14 protein-coding genes and 2 pseudogenes are annotated in these 14,950 nt (G+C 52.6%); 4 read left to right on the forward strand and 12 right to left on the reverse strand.

Annotated elements, in window-relative coordinates; genetic code table 11:
• From V7676_RS18365 to V7676_RS18385, 5 genes and pseudogenes are all read right to left on the reverse strand, one after another.
• Positions 1-240, reverse strand: a pseudogene (locus tag V7676_RS18365) (hypothetical protein); the annotation flags it as partial.
• A gap of 239 nt (positions 241-479) precedes the next feature.
• Entirely contained in the window at positions 480-1,133 is a 654-nt protein-coding gene (locus V7676_RS18370) for a hypothetical protein (protein ID WP_335661008.1), read from the reverse strand.
• Between the two features lie 300 nt (positions 1,134-1,433).
• Entirely contained in the window at positions 1,434-2,402 is a 969-nt protein-coding gene (locus V7676_RS18375) for a hypothetical protein (protein ID WP_335661009.1), read from the reverse strand.
• On the reverse strand, positions 2,399-3,142 hold the full coding sequence (locus tag V7676_RS18380) for a hypothetical protein (protein WP_335661010.1): 744 nt from the start codon (positions 3,140-3,142) through the stop codon (positions 2,399-2,401). The genes V7676_RS18375 and V7676_RS18380 overlap by 4 nt, the downstream gene beginning before the upstream one ends.
• A 246-nt stretch (positions 3,143-3,388) precedes the next feature.
• Positions 3,389-4,267 (reverse strand): OmpA family protein, encoded by an 879-nt coding sequence (locus tag V7676_RS18385; protein ID WP_335661011.1) that lies wholly within the window; start codon positions 4,265-4,267, stop codon positions 3,389-3,391.
• Between the two features lie 552 nt (positions 4,268-4,819).
• Here V7676_RS18385 and proB point away from each other — a divergent pair.
• On the forward strand, positions 4,820-5,980 hold the full coding sequence (gene proB / locus V7676_RS18390; RefSeq protein WP_335661012.1) for a glutamate 5-kinase: 1,161 nt from the start codon (positions 4,820-4,822) through the stop codon (positions 5,978-5,980).
• Between the two features lie 100 nt (positions 5,981-6,080).
• Here proB and V7676_RS18395 read toward each other — a convergent pair whose 3' ends face one another.
• Together V7676_RS18395 and V7676_RS18400 are read right to left on the reverse strand one after the other, a co-directional pair.
• Entirely contained in the window at positions 6,081-7,064 is a 984-nt protein-coding gene (locus tag V7676_RS18395) for an alpha/beta fold hydrolase (RefSeq protein WP_335661013.1), read from the reverse strand.
• A 656-nt stretch (positions 7,065-7,720) separates the two neighbouring features.
• Positions 7,721-8,302, reverse strand: a pseudogene (locus V7676_RS18400) (acyl-CoA dehydrogenase family protein); the annotation flags it as partial.
• On the opposite strand from V7676_RS18400, the gene V7676_RS18405 reads away from it, so the two are divergent.
• Entirely contained in the window at positions 8,295-8,759 is a 465-nt protein-coding gene (locus tag V7676_RS18405) for a nuclear transport factor 2 family protein (protein WP_335661014.1), read from the forward strand. The pseudogene V7676_RS18400 and the gene V7676_RS18405 overlap by 8 nt on opposite strands.
• 194 nt (positions 8,760-8,953) lie before the next feature.
• Here V7676_RS18405 and V7676_RS18410 read toward each other — a convergent pair whose 3' ends face one another.
• Positions 8,954-10,030, reverse strand: a complete 1,077-nt coding sequence (locus tag V7676_RS18410) for a TonB-dependent receptor (protein ID WP_335661015.1) — start codon at positions 10,028-10,030, stop codon at positions 8,954-8,956.
• A 644-nt stretch (positions 10,031-10,674) separates the two neighbouring features.
• Here V7676_RS18410 and V7676_RS18415 point away from each other — a divergent pair.
• The gene (locus tag V7676_RS18415) at positions 10,675-11,973 is read left to right on the forward strand and encodes an acetyl-CoA hydrolase/transferase family protein (protein WP_335661016.1); all 1,299 of its coding nucleotides are present in this window, start codon (positions 10,675-10,677) and stop codon (positions 11,971-11,973) included.
• Positions 11,974-12,039: 66 nt separating this feature from the next.
• Here V7676_RS18415 and V7676_RS18420 read toward each other — a convergent pair whose 3' ends face one another.
• Positions 12,040-12,171: a hypothetical protein gene (locus tag V7676_RS18420; protein WP_335661017.1), complete on the reverse strand. Its 132-nt coding sequence runs from the start codon at positions 12,169-12,171 to the stop codon at positions 12,040-12,042.
• A gap of 85 nt (positions 12,172-12,256) precedes the next feature.
• Positions 12,257-12,787: a hypothetical protein gene (locus tag V7676_RS18425; RefSeq protein WP_335661018.1), complete on the reverse strand. Its 531-nt coding sequence runs from the start codon at positions 12,785-12,787 to the stop codon at positions 12,257-12,259.
• A 417-nt stretch (positions 12,788-13,204) separates the two neighbouring features.
• Here V7676_RS18425 and V7676_RS18430 point away from each other — a divergent pair, with 417 nt between their 5' ends.
• Positions 13,205-14,173 carry a phosphatase PAP2 family protein gene (locus V7676_RS18430; protein WP_335661019.1) on the forward strand — a complete coding sequence of 323 codons (969 nt, stop codon included), beginning with the start codon at positions 13,205-13,207 and terminating at the stop codon, positions 14,171-14,173.
• Positions 14,174-14,246: 73 nt separating this feature from the next.
• On the opposite strand, the gene V7676_RS18435 is transcribed toward V7676_RS18430, so the two are convergent.
• Both V7676_RS18435 and V7676_RS18440 read right to left on the reverse strand, forming a co-directional pair.
• Entirely contained in the window at positions 14,247-14,537 is a 291-nt protein-coding gene (locus V7676_RS18435) for a hypothetical protein (RefSeq protein ID WP_335661020.1), read from the reverse strand.
• On the reverse strand, positions 14,527-14,950 hold a 424-nt coding region (locus V7676_RS18440), incomplete at its 5' end, for a chemotaxis protein CheB (RefSeq protein ID WP_335661021.1). The genes V7676_RS18435 and V7676_RS18440, both read right to left, overlap by 11 nt.

Raw genomic sequence — 14,950 nt, forward strand, 5'->3', positions numbered from 1 at the left:
CGCGGCATCCCAAGCCCGCGCAAAGGCCCGCGCATCCGACCGCCGCCGCAATTTATAAGCGCTCTCCCGCGACAATCCAGCATAAAGCGCCGCCGCCCTGACATTGCCCGTCCGCGCCAAGGCTTCGAGAAACAACACCTGTTTCGCCGGAGACCAGCCATCATGGCGCTCCTTCGGCTGCGCGAGATCAACCTCGCAAGGGATGTCGGTGAAGGTGGATGGGGAAGATTGCTGGTTCATATGCGCTTTCCTTTTTATAGAAACGAAAAGGCGTATATAACCTATTTGGTTATGTGTAGGAAAGAAGAGATAGGGGGTTACGGCGCTTCGCCGCCAATTCGCCGCCGGATCAGTAATGTCCGTGATATTCGGTTAGCGGACTCTAACTTTGAGTTTGTTGGATGGCTACAAGTGGGTGGGAAGCGGTCATTGACATCCGCGATTTCTAATGGATGCTTACTTCCGAAAGCGGACTCAAATTAATATAATTCCAAGTCCCATCCACTGAGCTCAACTAGATACATGCCTACGGCGTGGGGTGCCCCTTTTTGAGGACTCCATCGGTTCACCATTTTGTATCCATCTTTGTCGACCATTTCGAATATCCATTGACTACCGTCGAAACCCATTTCGCATGTTTTGGATGGCATTTGAAACAGAGCTTCGGCGTCGAGCAGTTTTTGTAATCTCTCCGCCTGCTGATCCGTCAATCGCAGTTCCTTGGACCGACCTAGCCTGCCCGGATCATAGCCACCTGCTCCGGTCAGTTCCTTTGCGATGAGTTTTAGTCCTTCGCCTTCTGCTTCGATGCGAATGAACACTGACGGGTCGAAGCTCGGGATATAACTGAACCGTAATGAAAATTCTGGCAATGTGTCACATTGGGCTAGATCGTAGTACGACCCTTCGGATGCCGCGAGCCACTGTTTGGGATACCATTCGCTCTCAATCTCACCAACAATCGGCACAGATCCTGATGGATATCCGCAACTCAAACCGGGCTTGGCATACTCTGGTGGAAAGAATCCGGCTGCAAATGGGGCGTCTGTTTTCTCTGAGATCAACTTTTGTGCCGATTTGCAAATTGGCTCGTCAAAACGCTCTGGCGCACATGCCACCAAAAGGGAACTCAAGATAAATGCTACCGTTTTCTCCAGCGTAGTCTTGCACATAGTCAGACTGTAACCTAATTCTCTTGTCTGCGCTATGAAGTCAGATATCCCGCGAGCACTTTAATTTGTTAGTGTCCGCTTTTGAGCTCGAAGCAGACATTAGAGCCACGTAGATTGAACGTGCGCAATTGGGGCGTTTCCAGACTGTCCGCTTTTAATTGAAGCGTTGGTTGGACTCGAGCATCAATCCATAAAAGATCAACATTCGGGTTTAAACTTATCCGCCACATGGTGGGATCAGCAAAGCGACTCCATTGCTTGTCAGGGCGTCTCCAGTCGATACTCGATTTTCGAGACGGCATAACCTTGGCCATAAGGTTCGATGCTTATGAGCAGGTAGTCGTTTCTCGCGTTGTCCGATAAGAAGAAAACGTCAAAATTGTGATCATCGGCGGCGGCTTCTATCCGGTTCCAGTGTGACATGGTTTCCGTCAGGTTGAAGGCTTCTATTGAATCGAGCTCAGGCGGCACCATGCAATCCGGGTTTTCCCAAGTGTAAGTGGCTTCAAATGGAAACCCGGTGTCGAGCAGCAGCTCAACATACCCGGTCGTTGCAGCCGCACAGTGGTGTTTCACCATATAAACGTAGGATATCTGTGGTTTAAGCAGATCGGCAACCGGCGCGCCATCGCGCAATCGCTGCACGAACAGTTCGATAAAGGCCAGCCTTCGCTGATTTACAGGCTCATCGAAATCGCTCGATGGAAGCTCTATCGGCGATGCTTCTGCCTGTAGTTGGGGCGTCGCTGCCGCATCTATCGCCATGCCGGTCACGTCTTGCACCATTTCAGGCTGGGTGGAACACAGGCCGAGATTGTCGAAATAGGTGCGCGCTGCCGCCGCATCACCCGCCAATGCGAGCCCCAGCAGGCGATCGGCCTCGTCGGCGCCATCGCGAGAGGCGGGATGGTCGCGATCCTCCGTGATGAAAAAATCGACCGCATTCACAGCGGCGGAAAGCTGCAACTGATCAATGAAGGCATCCACCGCCGTTTCCGGGAAGGTGCCGTAACGCACCGCACCGGCGTGGATCATCCAGCGACCGCTGCAGCGCGCAGCGTCCTTCATGTTGAAGACCATCGGAGACCTCTGCTCTCCTTCAGCGAAGCCGGCTATGGCAGTTTTCCAGTCAAGTACCACAGGCTCGCCAGCCGACACTGCCCCACCGGATAGCGCTGCGGCGGCGGCACTGGCGATGAACCACCTGCGGCACGTAAGCAAAGCGTTCAAGGTGGATTCCCTATTTCACATTTCACGCCTTTAAGGATTTGCCAATCATTGGAAGCGCTGGACACATAGCGGTCTCGTGTGACGCTTGGAAGGATGTCCCAGTTGCTTTCAAAACGGTCATAGGGGACCGCTGATATTTGAAGGCAGTGCTCCCCCTCCCAGCGGTCTATTCGCCAATCATACATCGGGTAGAGTGGCGGCCCGGCATTGACAATATAGGGCTCAAGCATGTTTCCGTAGGTTTGCCAGATCGCAAAGCCTTCAAAACCGCCATAGTTTGCATCGGACCTTTGCAACGTGGCAAATTTGCTACCGTCGGGCGAAAAAAGCGGTCTGGAGCCTGTATCGATCTCGCGGCCTTGGCGGGCCCGGTCGATCAGTACATAGCCAAAGGCCTCAAGACCGATCCAGTTAAAGCCGAGGAAGCGTTCACCAAATCGCTCGAGATTGGTGGCCTCAAACATCCATGCGGTTTCCACGCAATAGGTCCTGCTATGCTCGGTCCATACCGCGATCCAGTTGCGCGAAGATGCGGCGATGCCCTCCCAGTCGGCTGGCAGGGAGATGGGGTCTACGCGGTCTATTCTGATTTCCGGATCACTGGGTAGGTCGTCGCAAATGGAGATGTCTGGCGCTTCGGTAGCAAGGGCGGGAGTTGCTTGGGCGAGGGCTATCGCCGCGAGGGCACAGCTGCCCGCCATCATCCAACAGTATATTCTGCGCAGCGGCTTTGGTCTCATCTCCGTTACCGCCTTTCCCCGTGTTTATGCCTCTTTTCATAATGTCAGCTAATAGATTTACAAGAAAAATGGCTAAACGTCCGTAATTGGGGCGGAATCCGACCAACTGCTTTGCCCTGTGCTGACGGGGCCAGTTCATATAGGGCAGGAATGTCCGTAAATGTGGATTGGTTTACGATACACAGAGATCGAACTGGCGACTCCCTGCCAATAATTGCGGGGCGGGCAACACCCGCCCCGCGCGTCTTATAGGCCATCGAGTCCCTTGCTAACCAGAATATTTACCGCAACACGGCGGTTTTGTGCTTTGCCTTCGGCGGTAGCATTGCTTGCAACCGGGTCCGCTTTGGCCATGCCTGTAGGCGTCAGCATGCGATATGGTTTCCAACCACAGGCTTGTTGCATATAATTAACAACGCGGCTCGCCCGCTTTTCGCTAAGCTGCTGGTTAAATTCATAGTCTCCGGTTGAATCTGTATAACCGACAACAAGCAGCAAAGCGTTTTTCATCGCGTCGGCCTGGGCGGCTGTAGCGCATAGTTCGGCTTTGTCCTGAGCGGACAGCACCGCCCTGCCCGTGTCGAAATTCACGTTTGTCGTGCCTTTAATATTATACTGATCGATATCACCCACGCGGCCGCGCAGCGCCTCGGTAGCCGCTGTCTGTTCTTGAAAGCCCTGAGTAGTGCCATTACGGATCATGCTTGCGGTCTTAAGGTCATTGTTACGCAAACTAATCTTGCTCGCCACCAAGCCATCGCCCCATTCTACGGTCTGAACGGTAACTGGCAGGCCGTTGAGCAACGAGTCGGCAGCAAGTTTGCTACGACCAATGCCTAAAAAGCCCTTGCTGGCCTTGATTTCGGTGGCATCAGCAATGATGATTGCTGTGCTGGTGCCATTAGCGCCCGTGACTTTCATCCTGTCGGCGTTACGCGCAGAAATAAAGCCTTCGATCTCTGGCCCTTCCGTCAAGCCGGACAGGTCAGCCGGAGGCAAACCGTTGACGGTAATGTCGGTCTCTGCCTCCAGCGTATCCTGCTGTGCAGACACGCTGCCCGGTATTAATACGGCAAGTGTGGCAAGCACGAGAGCGGTTTTCGAACTTTTGGAAATATTTCTCATTATTCTTCTCCTTCAAATGATCGCATCTGGTTCCGGATGTTTGTCGCGTATCATCCGACCGGATCCGTGATGATGTGCCCGTCTGTCAGGCTCCGCCTCCATTCGCAGCACAATATGAAGCGGCACATGCCGCATGTGAAAATCTGAATGCACTGAGTGGTCAGGTCATCCTTTCTCGTGCATGAACACAACCCGCATCACCGCCTGTTCTGCGGATAATCCGAGCGGGTCATGCGGCGAACCGTTGCGGGCTGCCCCGTTTCGTGACCAAAGAGAACGCGGTCATCCGGATTAAGGTGACAAACTCCATTAACGTCTTCTCAGCAATTTTCTGTCACTTCACCCTCTCGTGAAGAAAAAGCTAAACGAAAAAAAACATGCCACTGGGCTAGCCGGAGAGCGCTTTGGCATTTACAGGAAGCTTTTCGTGCACTGTAGCCGTAATTGCTTTATAGCAACCCGTGCGTGCACTGTGGCGGTTTGTCCGTCACCATATTTCAGGGTAAGTTTCATCCTTCCCTCCATGAAACGTCGAAAAAGGGCACCAGATTAATGGTACAAGGCAAAACGATAGTTGTGAAAGTAGGTTCCAGCCTGCTTGCCAATGAAAAGCGGTTAACGCCGCGCTGGGCATTCATGCATACATTGCTGGAGGATATTGCCCGCCTACGCGAAGGCGGCGCGAAAGTTATATTATGTTCCTCCGGGTCCGTCGCGCTGGGTCTGAATATGATCGGTGAGCGGCCAGAGACGGCTGGTCTGCGGGACAAGCAAGCCGCGGCCGCCTGCGGCATGCCTTTATTGCTCAATGCCTATAAGCAAGTCGCCCACGAATATAGTTTCGAGATTGCACAAGTGCTGGTGACACTGCGTGATCTGGAAGACCGTCAACGGTTTTTGAACACGAAAAATACGGTTCACCGGCTACTCGATGCCAATATCATGCCGATTATCAACGAAAATGACACCATCACGACCGAAGAGATTCGGGTCGGCGACAATGATCGCCTCTCTGCAAAAGTCGCGCAAATGGTGCAAGCGGATGATCTGATTATCCTGACCCAAGTGGACGGTCTATACGACAAAGATCCATCGGAACCCGGCGCTCAATTGGTCGAGGAAGTGACCGACGTTTCCCCCTATCTGGCGGTGACAGAGGGTGTGAGCAGTCTCGGCAGCGGCGGAATGCTGACGAAAATACAAGCGGCACACATGGCACAAAATGCCGGTTGCGACACGCGGATCGCCCATGGAGAATATGAATATCCGGTAAGCTCAGTGTTGAATAATGAAAGACGCCATACGAGGATTATTGCCCATGAACGCCCCGCATCCGCATGGGCAAACTGGTTGACAGATCGTCTGCAAATGGCGGGCAGCATCGTGGTTACGCCCGAAACCGCCGAGGCCTTTAAAACAGGCGCGCGCCACATTGCACGGGAAGATGTAATTTCTATTCAAGGCCCTTATGTCAAAGGCGACGTCATTCACATCTATGGCGAATCAGGAAATGAGCTCGCCAGAGGCCTCACCAATTTCTCATCCGATGAAACCATGGCCCTCGCCCGCAATCCCGACCTTACGGCGATGCAGTTGCTCGGCTATAAAACCGGCGGCACATTGATTACGGATAAAAATATGATTGTGCTCGATGACCGGCACCTGCCTTGGGACCGGGTAGCCGATGAGGTTATGAACGAAGTCGCGCCTTAAGACGAGCTTCCGACTTGTCGAAGCGTCGGCTTGGCTCGAACTGCCTGATCAGAAGGGAAATAGCTGCATTCCGAGATAGAAGTGGCCGATACCTAAAGCGTCATAAATCGGCGAGCCAGCTCAGCAATAGCCTGTTGACCTGATCCGGAGCCTCCTGCTGGGTCCAATGTCCGATGCCATCTAACATGTGGGCGCCACGTAGGTCCCGGAATACCGGCTTCATCGCCTCAGTCGGGTCAGATGGGAACATAACGAGCGCCGGATCCTCGGTTCCACCAATAAACAACGCCGGCTGCTCGATAACATAGCTCGGCAAGCTATTATAAAGCGCGAAATCCCTATCGAAATTCCGGTAACGGTTCAGCGCACCGCGGAAGCCGGTACGCTCAAATTCGGTGATGTAATAGGCGGCATCTTCTTCCGAAAACCAGGTAGGCATGGGCGTTGGCACCGGATCAATCTCATCCAGCAGTTTTGCATCGGGTGCCTTGCGGTTATGCCAATAGCCTTTTGGAGCGTCGCCGGACCAGCCATAATACATAGTTTTAATCGCTCGCTCGACATCGCCTTCCAGTTCTTTCTCAGCGCGGCCAGGCTCCTGAAAATAATGGAGATAGAAAAAAAGACCCTTGTCGATGAAATTTTTCATAGCCGCATCAAGCGCATGACGCTTTCCCAATGGTACGTGCGGTACCGATAAGCCCGCGACCGCGCGAAAGTGATCGGGATGCAATAACGCCGAATGCCAAGCGATGGGCGCGCCCCAGTCGTGACCAATAATGACCGCCGGTTCCCCCGGTGTAAAAACATCAACCAGCCCCGCCATATCGGCGGTAAGCTCGCTCATCGCATAAGCATCTATTGCCTCAGGCTGAGAAGAGCCCCCATAACCGCGCACATCGGGCGCTACGACGCGATAGCCCGCATCTGCCAGCGCGGAAATCTGGTGCCGCCACGAATGCCAGCTCTCTGGAAAGCCATGGACCAGTACGACCAATGGGCCTGTGCCAGCAACTGCAACGCGCAGCGTAATGCTTCCTATCGAAACCATTTCGAATTCAATCGTGCGCTTGCTAACGTCCATGTCCATCTCCTTACTCTTCCTATCCTATCTGTGCCGCTATAGATTCTTGAAACCAGCCGAAATTGTCCGTGGAGGAATAACATCAGCATTGCCGGAGTGGAGCCCCGATCGAAAATATGCCAAATCGACTGGATTTGGCCCCGGTAACACACCCTACTGTTCAGGCAGCGCCCAACGGCCCCAGTATGGCGTTGCTCAGAAGTAACATTAGCACCCGCTACACGCAATATCCCGAATATTATTTCATCGATTAACTATCAGACTCGATCGTGATTTACATCAGGACCTTGGTAGGACCTTGGTGAGGCTGCCCGATGGGTTGAGGATGACCTATGTTGGCAAGGTCGGCCCTTATTTTAGATGGCTTGCTAAGGCAACGCGATTGACGACGCCTTTCTAAACAATTAATCAATCAATTAATGATTGCTTCGGCGGCGCGTTGGGTTAGTGTAAAGAATTAGTCGACTGAAAGGACTATAGCATGCATTTTGAATTGACCGAGCGCCAGGTCCATTGGCGGGATCGCGTCCGCGATCATCTGAATACTTATCTGCAGCCGCGTACCGAAGACATTAAAAAAGAAATGATGGAAGGCGAGCGCTGGAAGATTCTCCAAATAATGGAGGAGGAGAAGGAGCGGGCCCGCAACGCGGGACTTCGCCTAAAAGTAGGTTAGAGGCAGGAACGCGGACATTTTCCAAACTAATCTCCATGTGCCCGTGCGGGGCATCATCGAAACCGAATACAGGCAGGTGCCGTTTGATGGTGATACCAGGCGTGTCCATCGGTAGGAGAACCATAGACTGCTGCTGGTGAGGCGCTGCACTAAAATCGGTCTTGCCCATAACTATGCCAAGCTTGCACCGCGGATCGCCCGCTCCGCTTGACCACCATTTTGTTCCGTTTATGATATATTCGTCGCCGTCGCGTTCGATACGTGTCTCGATGTTTGTGGCATCGGAGGATGCTACCTGCGGTTCGGTCATCATGAAGACGGAACGGATCTCGCCGCGCATCAATGGTGCGAGCCACTGTTCCTTCTGCTCGAGCGAACCATAGCGGTGGAGAACTTCCATATTGCCAGTATCGGGCGCGGAGCAGTTGAAGACTTCCGGGGACCAGCTAAGCCGCCCCATCTCCTCGGCGCAAAGCGCATATTCCAGATTGGTAAGGGCCGGGCCCTCGAATTGGAACGTCTCGTCCACATGTTGCTGGCCGCTATGTGGTGGCATGAACATAAACGCAGAAGCCTTTGGCGGGAAGAAGCTACCTAGCTACGAGCGCGGCCGCGAAATATGGAAGGCGACAGTCCACCCTTTCGCTGTTTGGGAAGGCCCAACCTTCGAAAAGCCCGTGCGCTTTGTCGGTTACGAAGCCAATGCGGCTTTCAACGAATTTCTTTTGAGCGTGGTACCCGGCTACAATATGAAGGCCACGAAGGTTCACCTCACACCCGACCCATCATCAATCATAGTCGAAATTAGCGGGTTCGGTCACACCGTCGACGGCGGCACTTATACCCAGCAGTATTTCTCGCTGCTACATCTTGCCGACGGCAAGTTCCGGCTCATGCGCGAGTTCTGCAATCCGTTTGAAACTTACAAGGCGTTCGGCAAGCAGCGTTGGGAAGACGCAATCGACGATATCGCGAAGCTCAACATTGAGCTACCTGAAGAGGCCGCGACCAAAGAATAATTAGGTAACCGCCTCTAAAAGCCGGAGTTTCATCACCGGTATGAACAAAGGAAGCGGCCTGACCATAGCAGACACCTGCCGAACCACAAATGCTATGGTTTTGCATGGCCGGAACGGAGGGCGGCGTTGGTCAGGCGGTTTCTTCGGCAGAAAAAGGGTCGCCTTTTCAGAAAAACCGCACCGGAGAGCCCCTATCAAAGGGGCCTCCAGAGCCGGTCAACTCGGGAAGAACCCGTTCTCCCCAATCGCATTGATAGCGAGCGGGGGATATATCCAGTGATCGACTTGAGCGTTATCTGATCAATGATATCGACACTGATGCTGCCACTCAGCAACAAGAGGTCGCGCTCCCCATCGGCCCCCTCATCGGAATTTACATCATAATGCCCTTGGGCCAACGGCACCGTCAATCCAGGATAGAAAGTTTCGAAGAACCCCGGTATTATTTCGGTCAGAATTTGGGGCACAGCCTTGAAGTCTTCATCGATATAATAGGCATTTAAATCAACTTTTACCGAACTCGTCGGTTGGTATGTCACGGTACCGTGAACATAGCGTTTTTTATTACCGCCTAAATCTTCACCATTAAATAAGTTGCGGAACGGCCCGTCATTCTCGCTATAGGATCCGTAGACGCGCGCCCACAGAACGTCGTCAACAATAGGCCCGGCAAGATAACCTTTTACCTCGCGCCGATCAAAGGAACCGGCTCCCAGTGTGGCAGAACCTTCAAACTCCTGCCCTCCAGAGGCAGAAATGAGGTTTATCGTCCCGGCTGTTGAGTTACGACCGTACAGGGTACCTTGCGGTCCACGCAGAACTTCAACACGCTGAACGTCTGCCAGATCGATAAACGGTGATGTGACGCGTGGAACGTAGACTCCATCAATGTGCAGCGCGACTGCCGGTTCGCCGGCACCGTTTTGGACATCCAACCCGATCCCACGAATACTCAGGCTGAGGCTTGAGTTTTTTTCTGAGAATTGAAGGCCAGGAACCTGTGCTGATAGCGCGGCGGGAGTACTGAGATTGCGCGCTTCCAGCGTGCCGCCTTCAAGGGCGGTGATCGCGGCAGGTATGCTCTGCGCCGTGTCAGATCGTTTATTTGCGGTCACGACTATGTCGCCTACCCCAAAACCCGTGCCTGCCTCAGATGAATTACTATCCGCGCCTGCGCTTGAATTTTCCTGAGCTAATGCCGTCTGCGCCGTACAGATAAACGCAGCACTCGCCAGCAATCCAGATAAATAGATTCCTCGTATATTTTTCATGACACTCCCGTCCTTTTTTGTTCGATGACATAACACCTAAACTTGGCCGCTACTTACGAGCGTTTACCAACGAGCCTAACTATCTCATCCCGCCGACTGACCGTCGTTATTCGCGGTCAAGGTTCTTAAGGATAGTGATGTTAAGCAACATCAGGGATAACTACTAAAATTCCTTAGTCAATTAATTATTTACACCCTTTGACGTAACGTCGATTCATAAGTCAGCCGATTAAACAATCGATCAGTCATACGCATAAATTTAAATTCCCAGCATTTACCTTCCTTGAAATGCAACTCGAAATGGACTGGGCGGGCCACTTTGGAACGACGAGGGTCTATCTTGCTGAAGTTGCCTGTAAATATGACAGCTTAGAAAGCAAAGTCTTTGCTAGCATTGATATTCGGAGGTACCCGCTTGATCCTCTCCCATCGAGTGATGACGGTTTGCGCTCTACCAAAGTGGGTGCCTGCAGGTGTGACCTTTTGGAGACTCTTTTGGTATCGCTAGTCGGTGCAATATTGGACGAACCAGACTTCCTACAAAGAAATAGCCCCGAAATTTATTGAGACGTAATCAAGTTCGGATATAGATGTGCTATCCGCACTTGCCACACCCAATCCAGAACTTCACAAAAGGGGCCGGAATGTCGATTGCAAATAATTACCAATCCAAACTCATGACTGCTGATCAGGCAGTGCAAACTCTGTCCTCCGGTAAAGATATCGCCATGGGTATGGCCGTCGCGGAACCACCCGCACTGCTTGCTGCGCTTGCTCGCCATGTTGAGGACGTTGGTGTGGAAGATATAAAGCTATGGTATTTTCATTCGATGGATCATGCCGGTGAGACAGTGCTCAAGCCAGAGATGCTTAACCGTATTCACCCGCGCTGCATGTTCTTAAGTTCAGTTGAGAGAAATTTGCTGAAGGCGCAGCGTCCCGGCGAAAAAAGTTCGATAGAATTCGTGCCCGTAGCTTTCAGTGACTCCCCGCGCCTTTTATCTGAACAAGTGTCGCTCGACCTGTTCGTCACCACGGTCTCCCCCATGGACAAGCATGGCTGGTTCACTTTTGGCACCAGCAATGATTATTCTACAGCAGCGGCGCGAAGTGCGAAAAAACTGATCGTCGAGGTCAATCCGAATATGCCGCGCGTATTTGGCGCATCCATGCTCCACATCTCTGAAGTGGATGGGATAGTTGAACATGAGGCACCACTGACGGAAGTAAGTCTTGCTGAACCATCCCGAGAACAGGCCATAGTCGCGGCTACCATCGCCAATATGATTGACGACCGCGCATGCTTGCAAATGGGAATCGGCGCATTGCCCGGAGCAGTCTGCGCCCTCCTCAAAGATCGCAAGGATCTGGGCATCCATACAGAGTTGATGACCCCCGCCCTAGCCAGCTTGATCCAGTGCGGCGCAGTGACCAATCAAGCAAAAACTACCTATAAGGGGCGAAGCGTCTTCACTTTTGCGATGGGAGACAGGGCCTTCTACGATTTTCTCGACGATAATCAGGCAATGTATAGTGCGCCGGTCAATATCGTTAACGACCCGCGCCATATTGCAAAGAACCGCAATGTGGTCTCGGTCAACGCGACATTGCAGATTGATCTGGGCGGCGCATGCAATTCCGAGCATCTAATGGGACGGCAGTTTAGCGGATCGGGTGGTCAACTGGATTTCGTTCGCGGGGCGACTGCTTCAAAAGGTGGAAAATCCATCATCGCCTGCCAGTCCACTGCTTGTGGTGGCTCTGTCTCACGCATTGTTCCGTCCTTGGACGGTCCGGTGACGACACCGCGCAACGACACTCATATCATTGTCACCGAATATGGCTCGACGGACCTAAAAGGGAAATCCATTTATCAGCGCGCCGATGCACTAATTGAACTAGCACATCCAAAGTTCCGGGACGAACTGGCCGATAGCCTTTAGCTCCTGTTTCGAGTTCCCCCCCGAAGAGGCCCTGATGTTGCAGGTCCTAAATCGCTTGTACCTTATTTAAGCAAACAAGGCATGTGGTTGCTCCTGAACAATCCCAGTCGGCATCCCATCACAGCCCTCTGAATCTCCAGCAAACGGAACCTCCGTTTCCTCACCGCTAGGCGCGTTGATGATTTCAGTGATTTTCATACCGGTTTCCTACAGATCTCCCGCGCTTTAATTGCTTTTGTCCTTTGTAAGGCAATGGTCGGACTGTGCTTGAATCAAAACAAGTTTAACCGCCAAGAAGGACCGCTGCGGAATCTGGGCAAGCCGAGCGTAATTTATCACCTATCAGGTCATTAAGGCGGCTGTCATAGGCTGCCTTATCTTCGCCGACATCGTCCAGAAAGCCGCCTAAAGAGCGGCGATGAACAGGCAACGCACGCAGCATATCCATGCATTTCTCAGTATCCTGATCATCACTGGCAAGCTTCACGTCAACATAGCGCGCCATCGCCAGAACATAACAGGCGTTCAGCGCCGTGATCGCATCGGCACGTGGCTGGCCGTCCGTTGCAGTAGTTTTCAGCAGACCAACGGCCCGGCCGAATACACCGGCACATCCCGAGGTCGGGCTTCGGCCATCACCAGCCCTGTCCCACGCGCGGCCAAAGGATTTCTGGTAACCCTCCGCGACAAGGGAAGCGCTATCTGTCGCTGTAACATCCGTCTCTGTGACATCTGCCGAATTTCCGCCCGCATCCCCGCCTGAGCAGGCAGAAAGAGCGAGGCCAAGACCGACAAATCCTAGGAATATACGCATGCAAAGCCCCCTGCATTGGCAATGCGGCAATCGGTGTACCACCGCCAGAAAAATTGGGTTCAAGACACCACCGCGTGCCGCATAAAAAGCTAGCAGGTCACCTAAGCTTGTCAATCGGCAAAGCCTCCCTAGCCTCGCCCCTCCTTCATGGGATGGGGGATGGGGCATAGCGCTTAAGCGGCTCATGCGGCGGCTAATCAGGCGTCTGCCTTGAAAGCCGCGTGTAGAAAAACGCAAAAACAGACCGGTCTGCCAATAATTCATCAATTCCCTTTGGCAGTTCATATTTTTTCCGGCATGGCGAATCGGTTGAGGATAGTAGGTCTATCTTTAAAGATTTCAGGAAAAATCGATGATCGACATCGTTCGGGAAATGCTCTCGGCAAAAGCCTCTTATCCGGTGGATAGAGCTTTAACTTGAGGGCCCTTGCTTCTCGCTCGCGCGTAATTTTGCTGTTCGTGGCCCCCTTGCCTGAAATGGTACTGGCGCTTGGATTTTTCGCGATCTCGATGATTTTGGCAGATTACTACGGTCTGCAATTCGTCTTTCCGTCCAGCAATGCGCTCCAATTTACGGGCATGAGCTATATCGTGCCGTTATCGATTATTTTCGCGCTCGGCCTATTCATGATATTGACGAAGCGCAAGATGCAACTGGCCTATTATCTGTCCGCCGCCTTTGCTTATGGCACGATATTAGTGACCCATTTCAATGTAAAGCTATGGATGAGCATCATTAATCCACGCCTTTGGGACGGGTTTTATTGGGAAACCGACCAGATGGCCCGCCCGATAATCGAGGCCTCTTTTGAGGTTCACAAAATGGTCGGCATGGTTTTACCCGCGGAAAACCATCTCTACCTGTTCGCCTTTCTCGCGATGTTCGGAAGCAGCATCATCACGCATTCGCTCAAATGCTTCATGGTGTTTCGTAAAGTGATTTTTACAGCCATGCTGGTGCATACACTCGGCGCGCTAAGCTATCTTATCGCGCCTGCCGTTGGGCCGTATATTTTTGAAGCGGGTGTCAACGCCCTCGAAACCGCGCGGCAAGAACATATGTATCAAAGCTATCAGGCATTAATGATCGGCGGAAAACCATGGATCGCGAGTCAGGGTAGCCATTATCTATTCGCGGCCATCGCCGCTATGCCATCGCTCCACGTCGCGTCATCAGCGGTCTTTGTCTATTATGCATGGAAGCACGAACGCTGGCTCGGCTGGATTTACCTGCCGCTCTTCGTATTTATCATATTCGAAGCAATGGCGACGCGGTGGCATTATCTGATCGACGTCATGGCCGGACTAACCTTAACCGGATTAGCAATAACGATAACAAGCGCCCTGTTCCGGCCAATCGCGGCCCATCATGCGACACGGCCATAAACACGGGCACATGGGAAGTCTCACGCTCTATTACGTCTAACGAGCCGTTTAGGCCTATTTTAGATATAGGGAACTAACCTACAAGACGGCTCGAAAGTGATCCGAGAGTAATGTTGTTGATGAGCTCCACCGGATTGTCTGTACGCAGCAATTTTGCGAGCCAAAAACTGCGTTGGCCAAGCTCATCCAGACGCTGGAGAGGCTCACAATGGCGCTCTGCCATCTCCATATCGCCGCACAGTGAGACACCTATTTGTTCCAGATCATGATGAATTCTATCCAGTTCAGCTGCGATTTTTTCTTGCAACTCTTCGGACATAGACCCAGTTAAACCGGGTGTTTGTGGGGTCTGTTCAGGCAGCACTCGCGTTCCCCTTGCATTTATCGAGCATGAGTTCAGCCAATTTCGCGACAGGCAGTTGGTGCTCTACGGCGCCTTTTGCAATAGCCGCCTCGACTGTTTCAGGAACCATTGCATCGTCGGGCGCTTGGCATAACGTCAATCCGCCACTTTGGCGCAAAGCATTGAGACCCGCAACGCCGTCACTTCCTGTCCCAGACAGGAGCGCACCGATTACGTTGGCCCCGCCGACCTTGGCGAGTGATGAGAACAACAAATCTGCAGATGGCCGGGCACCATTGATAGGATCACGGTCCACCAGTCGGATCGAGCCACCTGGCCAACGGTCGACCACTCCATTGTCCGTCGTCAGATAATTTGAGACATATGCTGGCTTAAAATAGGCGAGTATTTGGTTCCATCTGGTTGGTTGATAT

Origin of the sequence: Parasphingorhabdus sp. (genome assembly GCF_036963805.1) — a bacterium.
Lineage (GTDB): Bacteria > Pseudomonadota > Alphaproteobacteria > Sphingomonadales > Sphingomonadaceae > Parasphingorhabdus.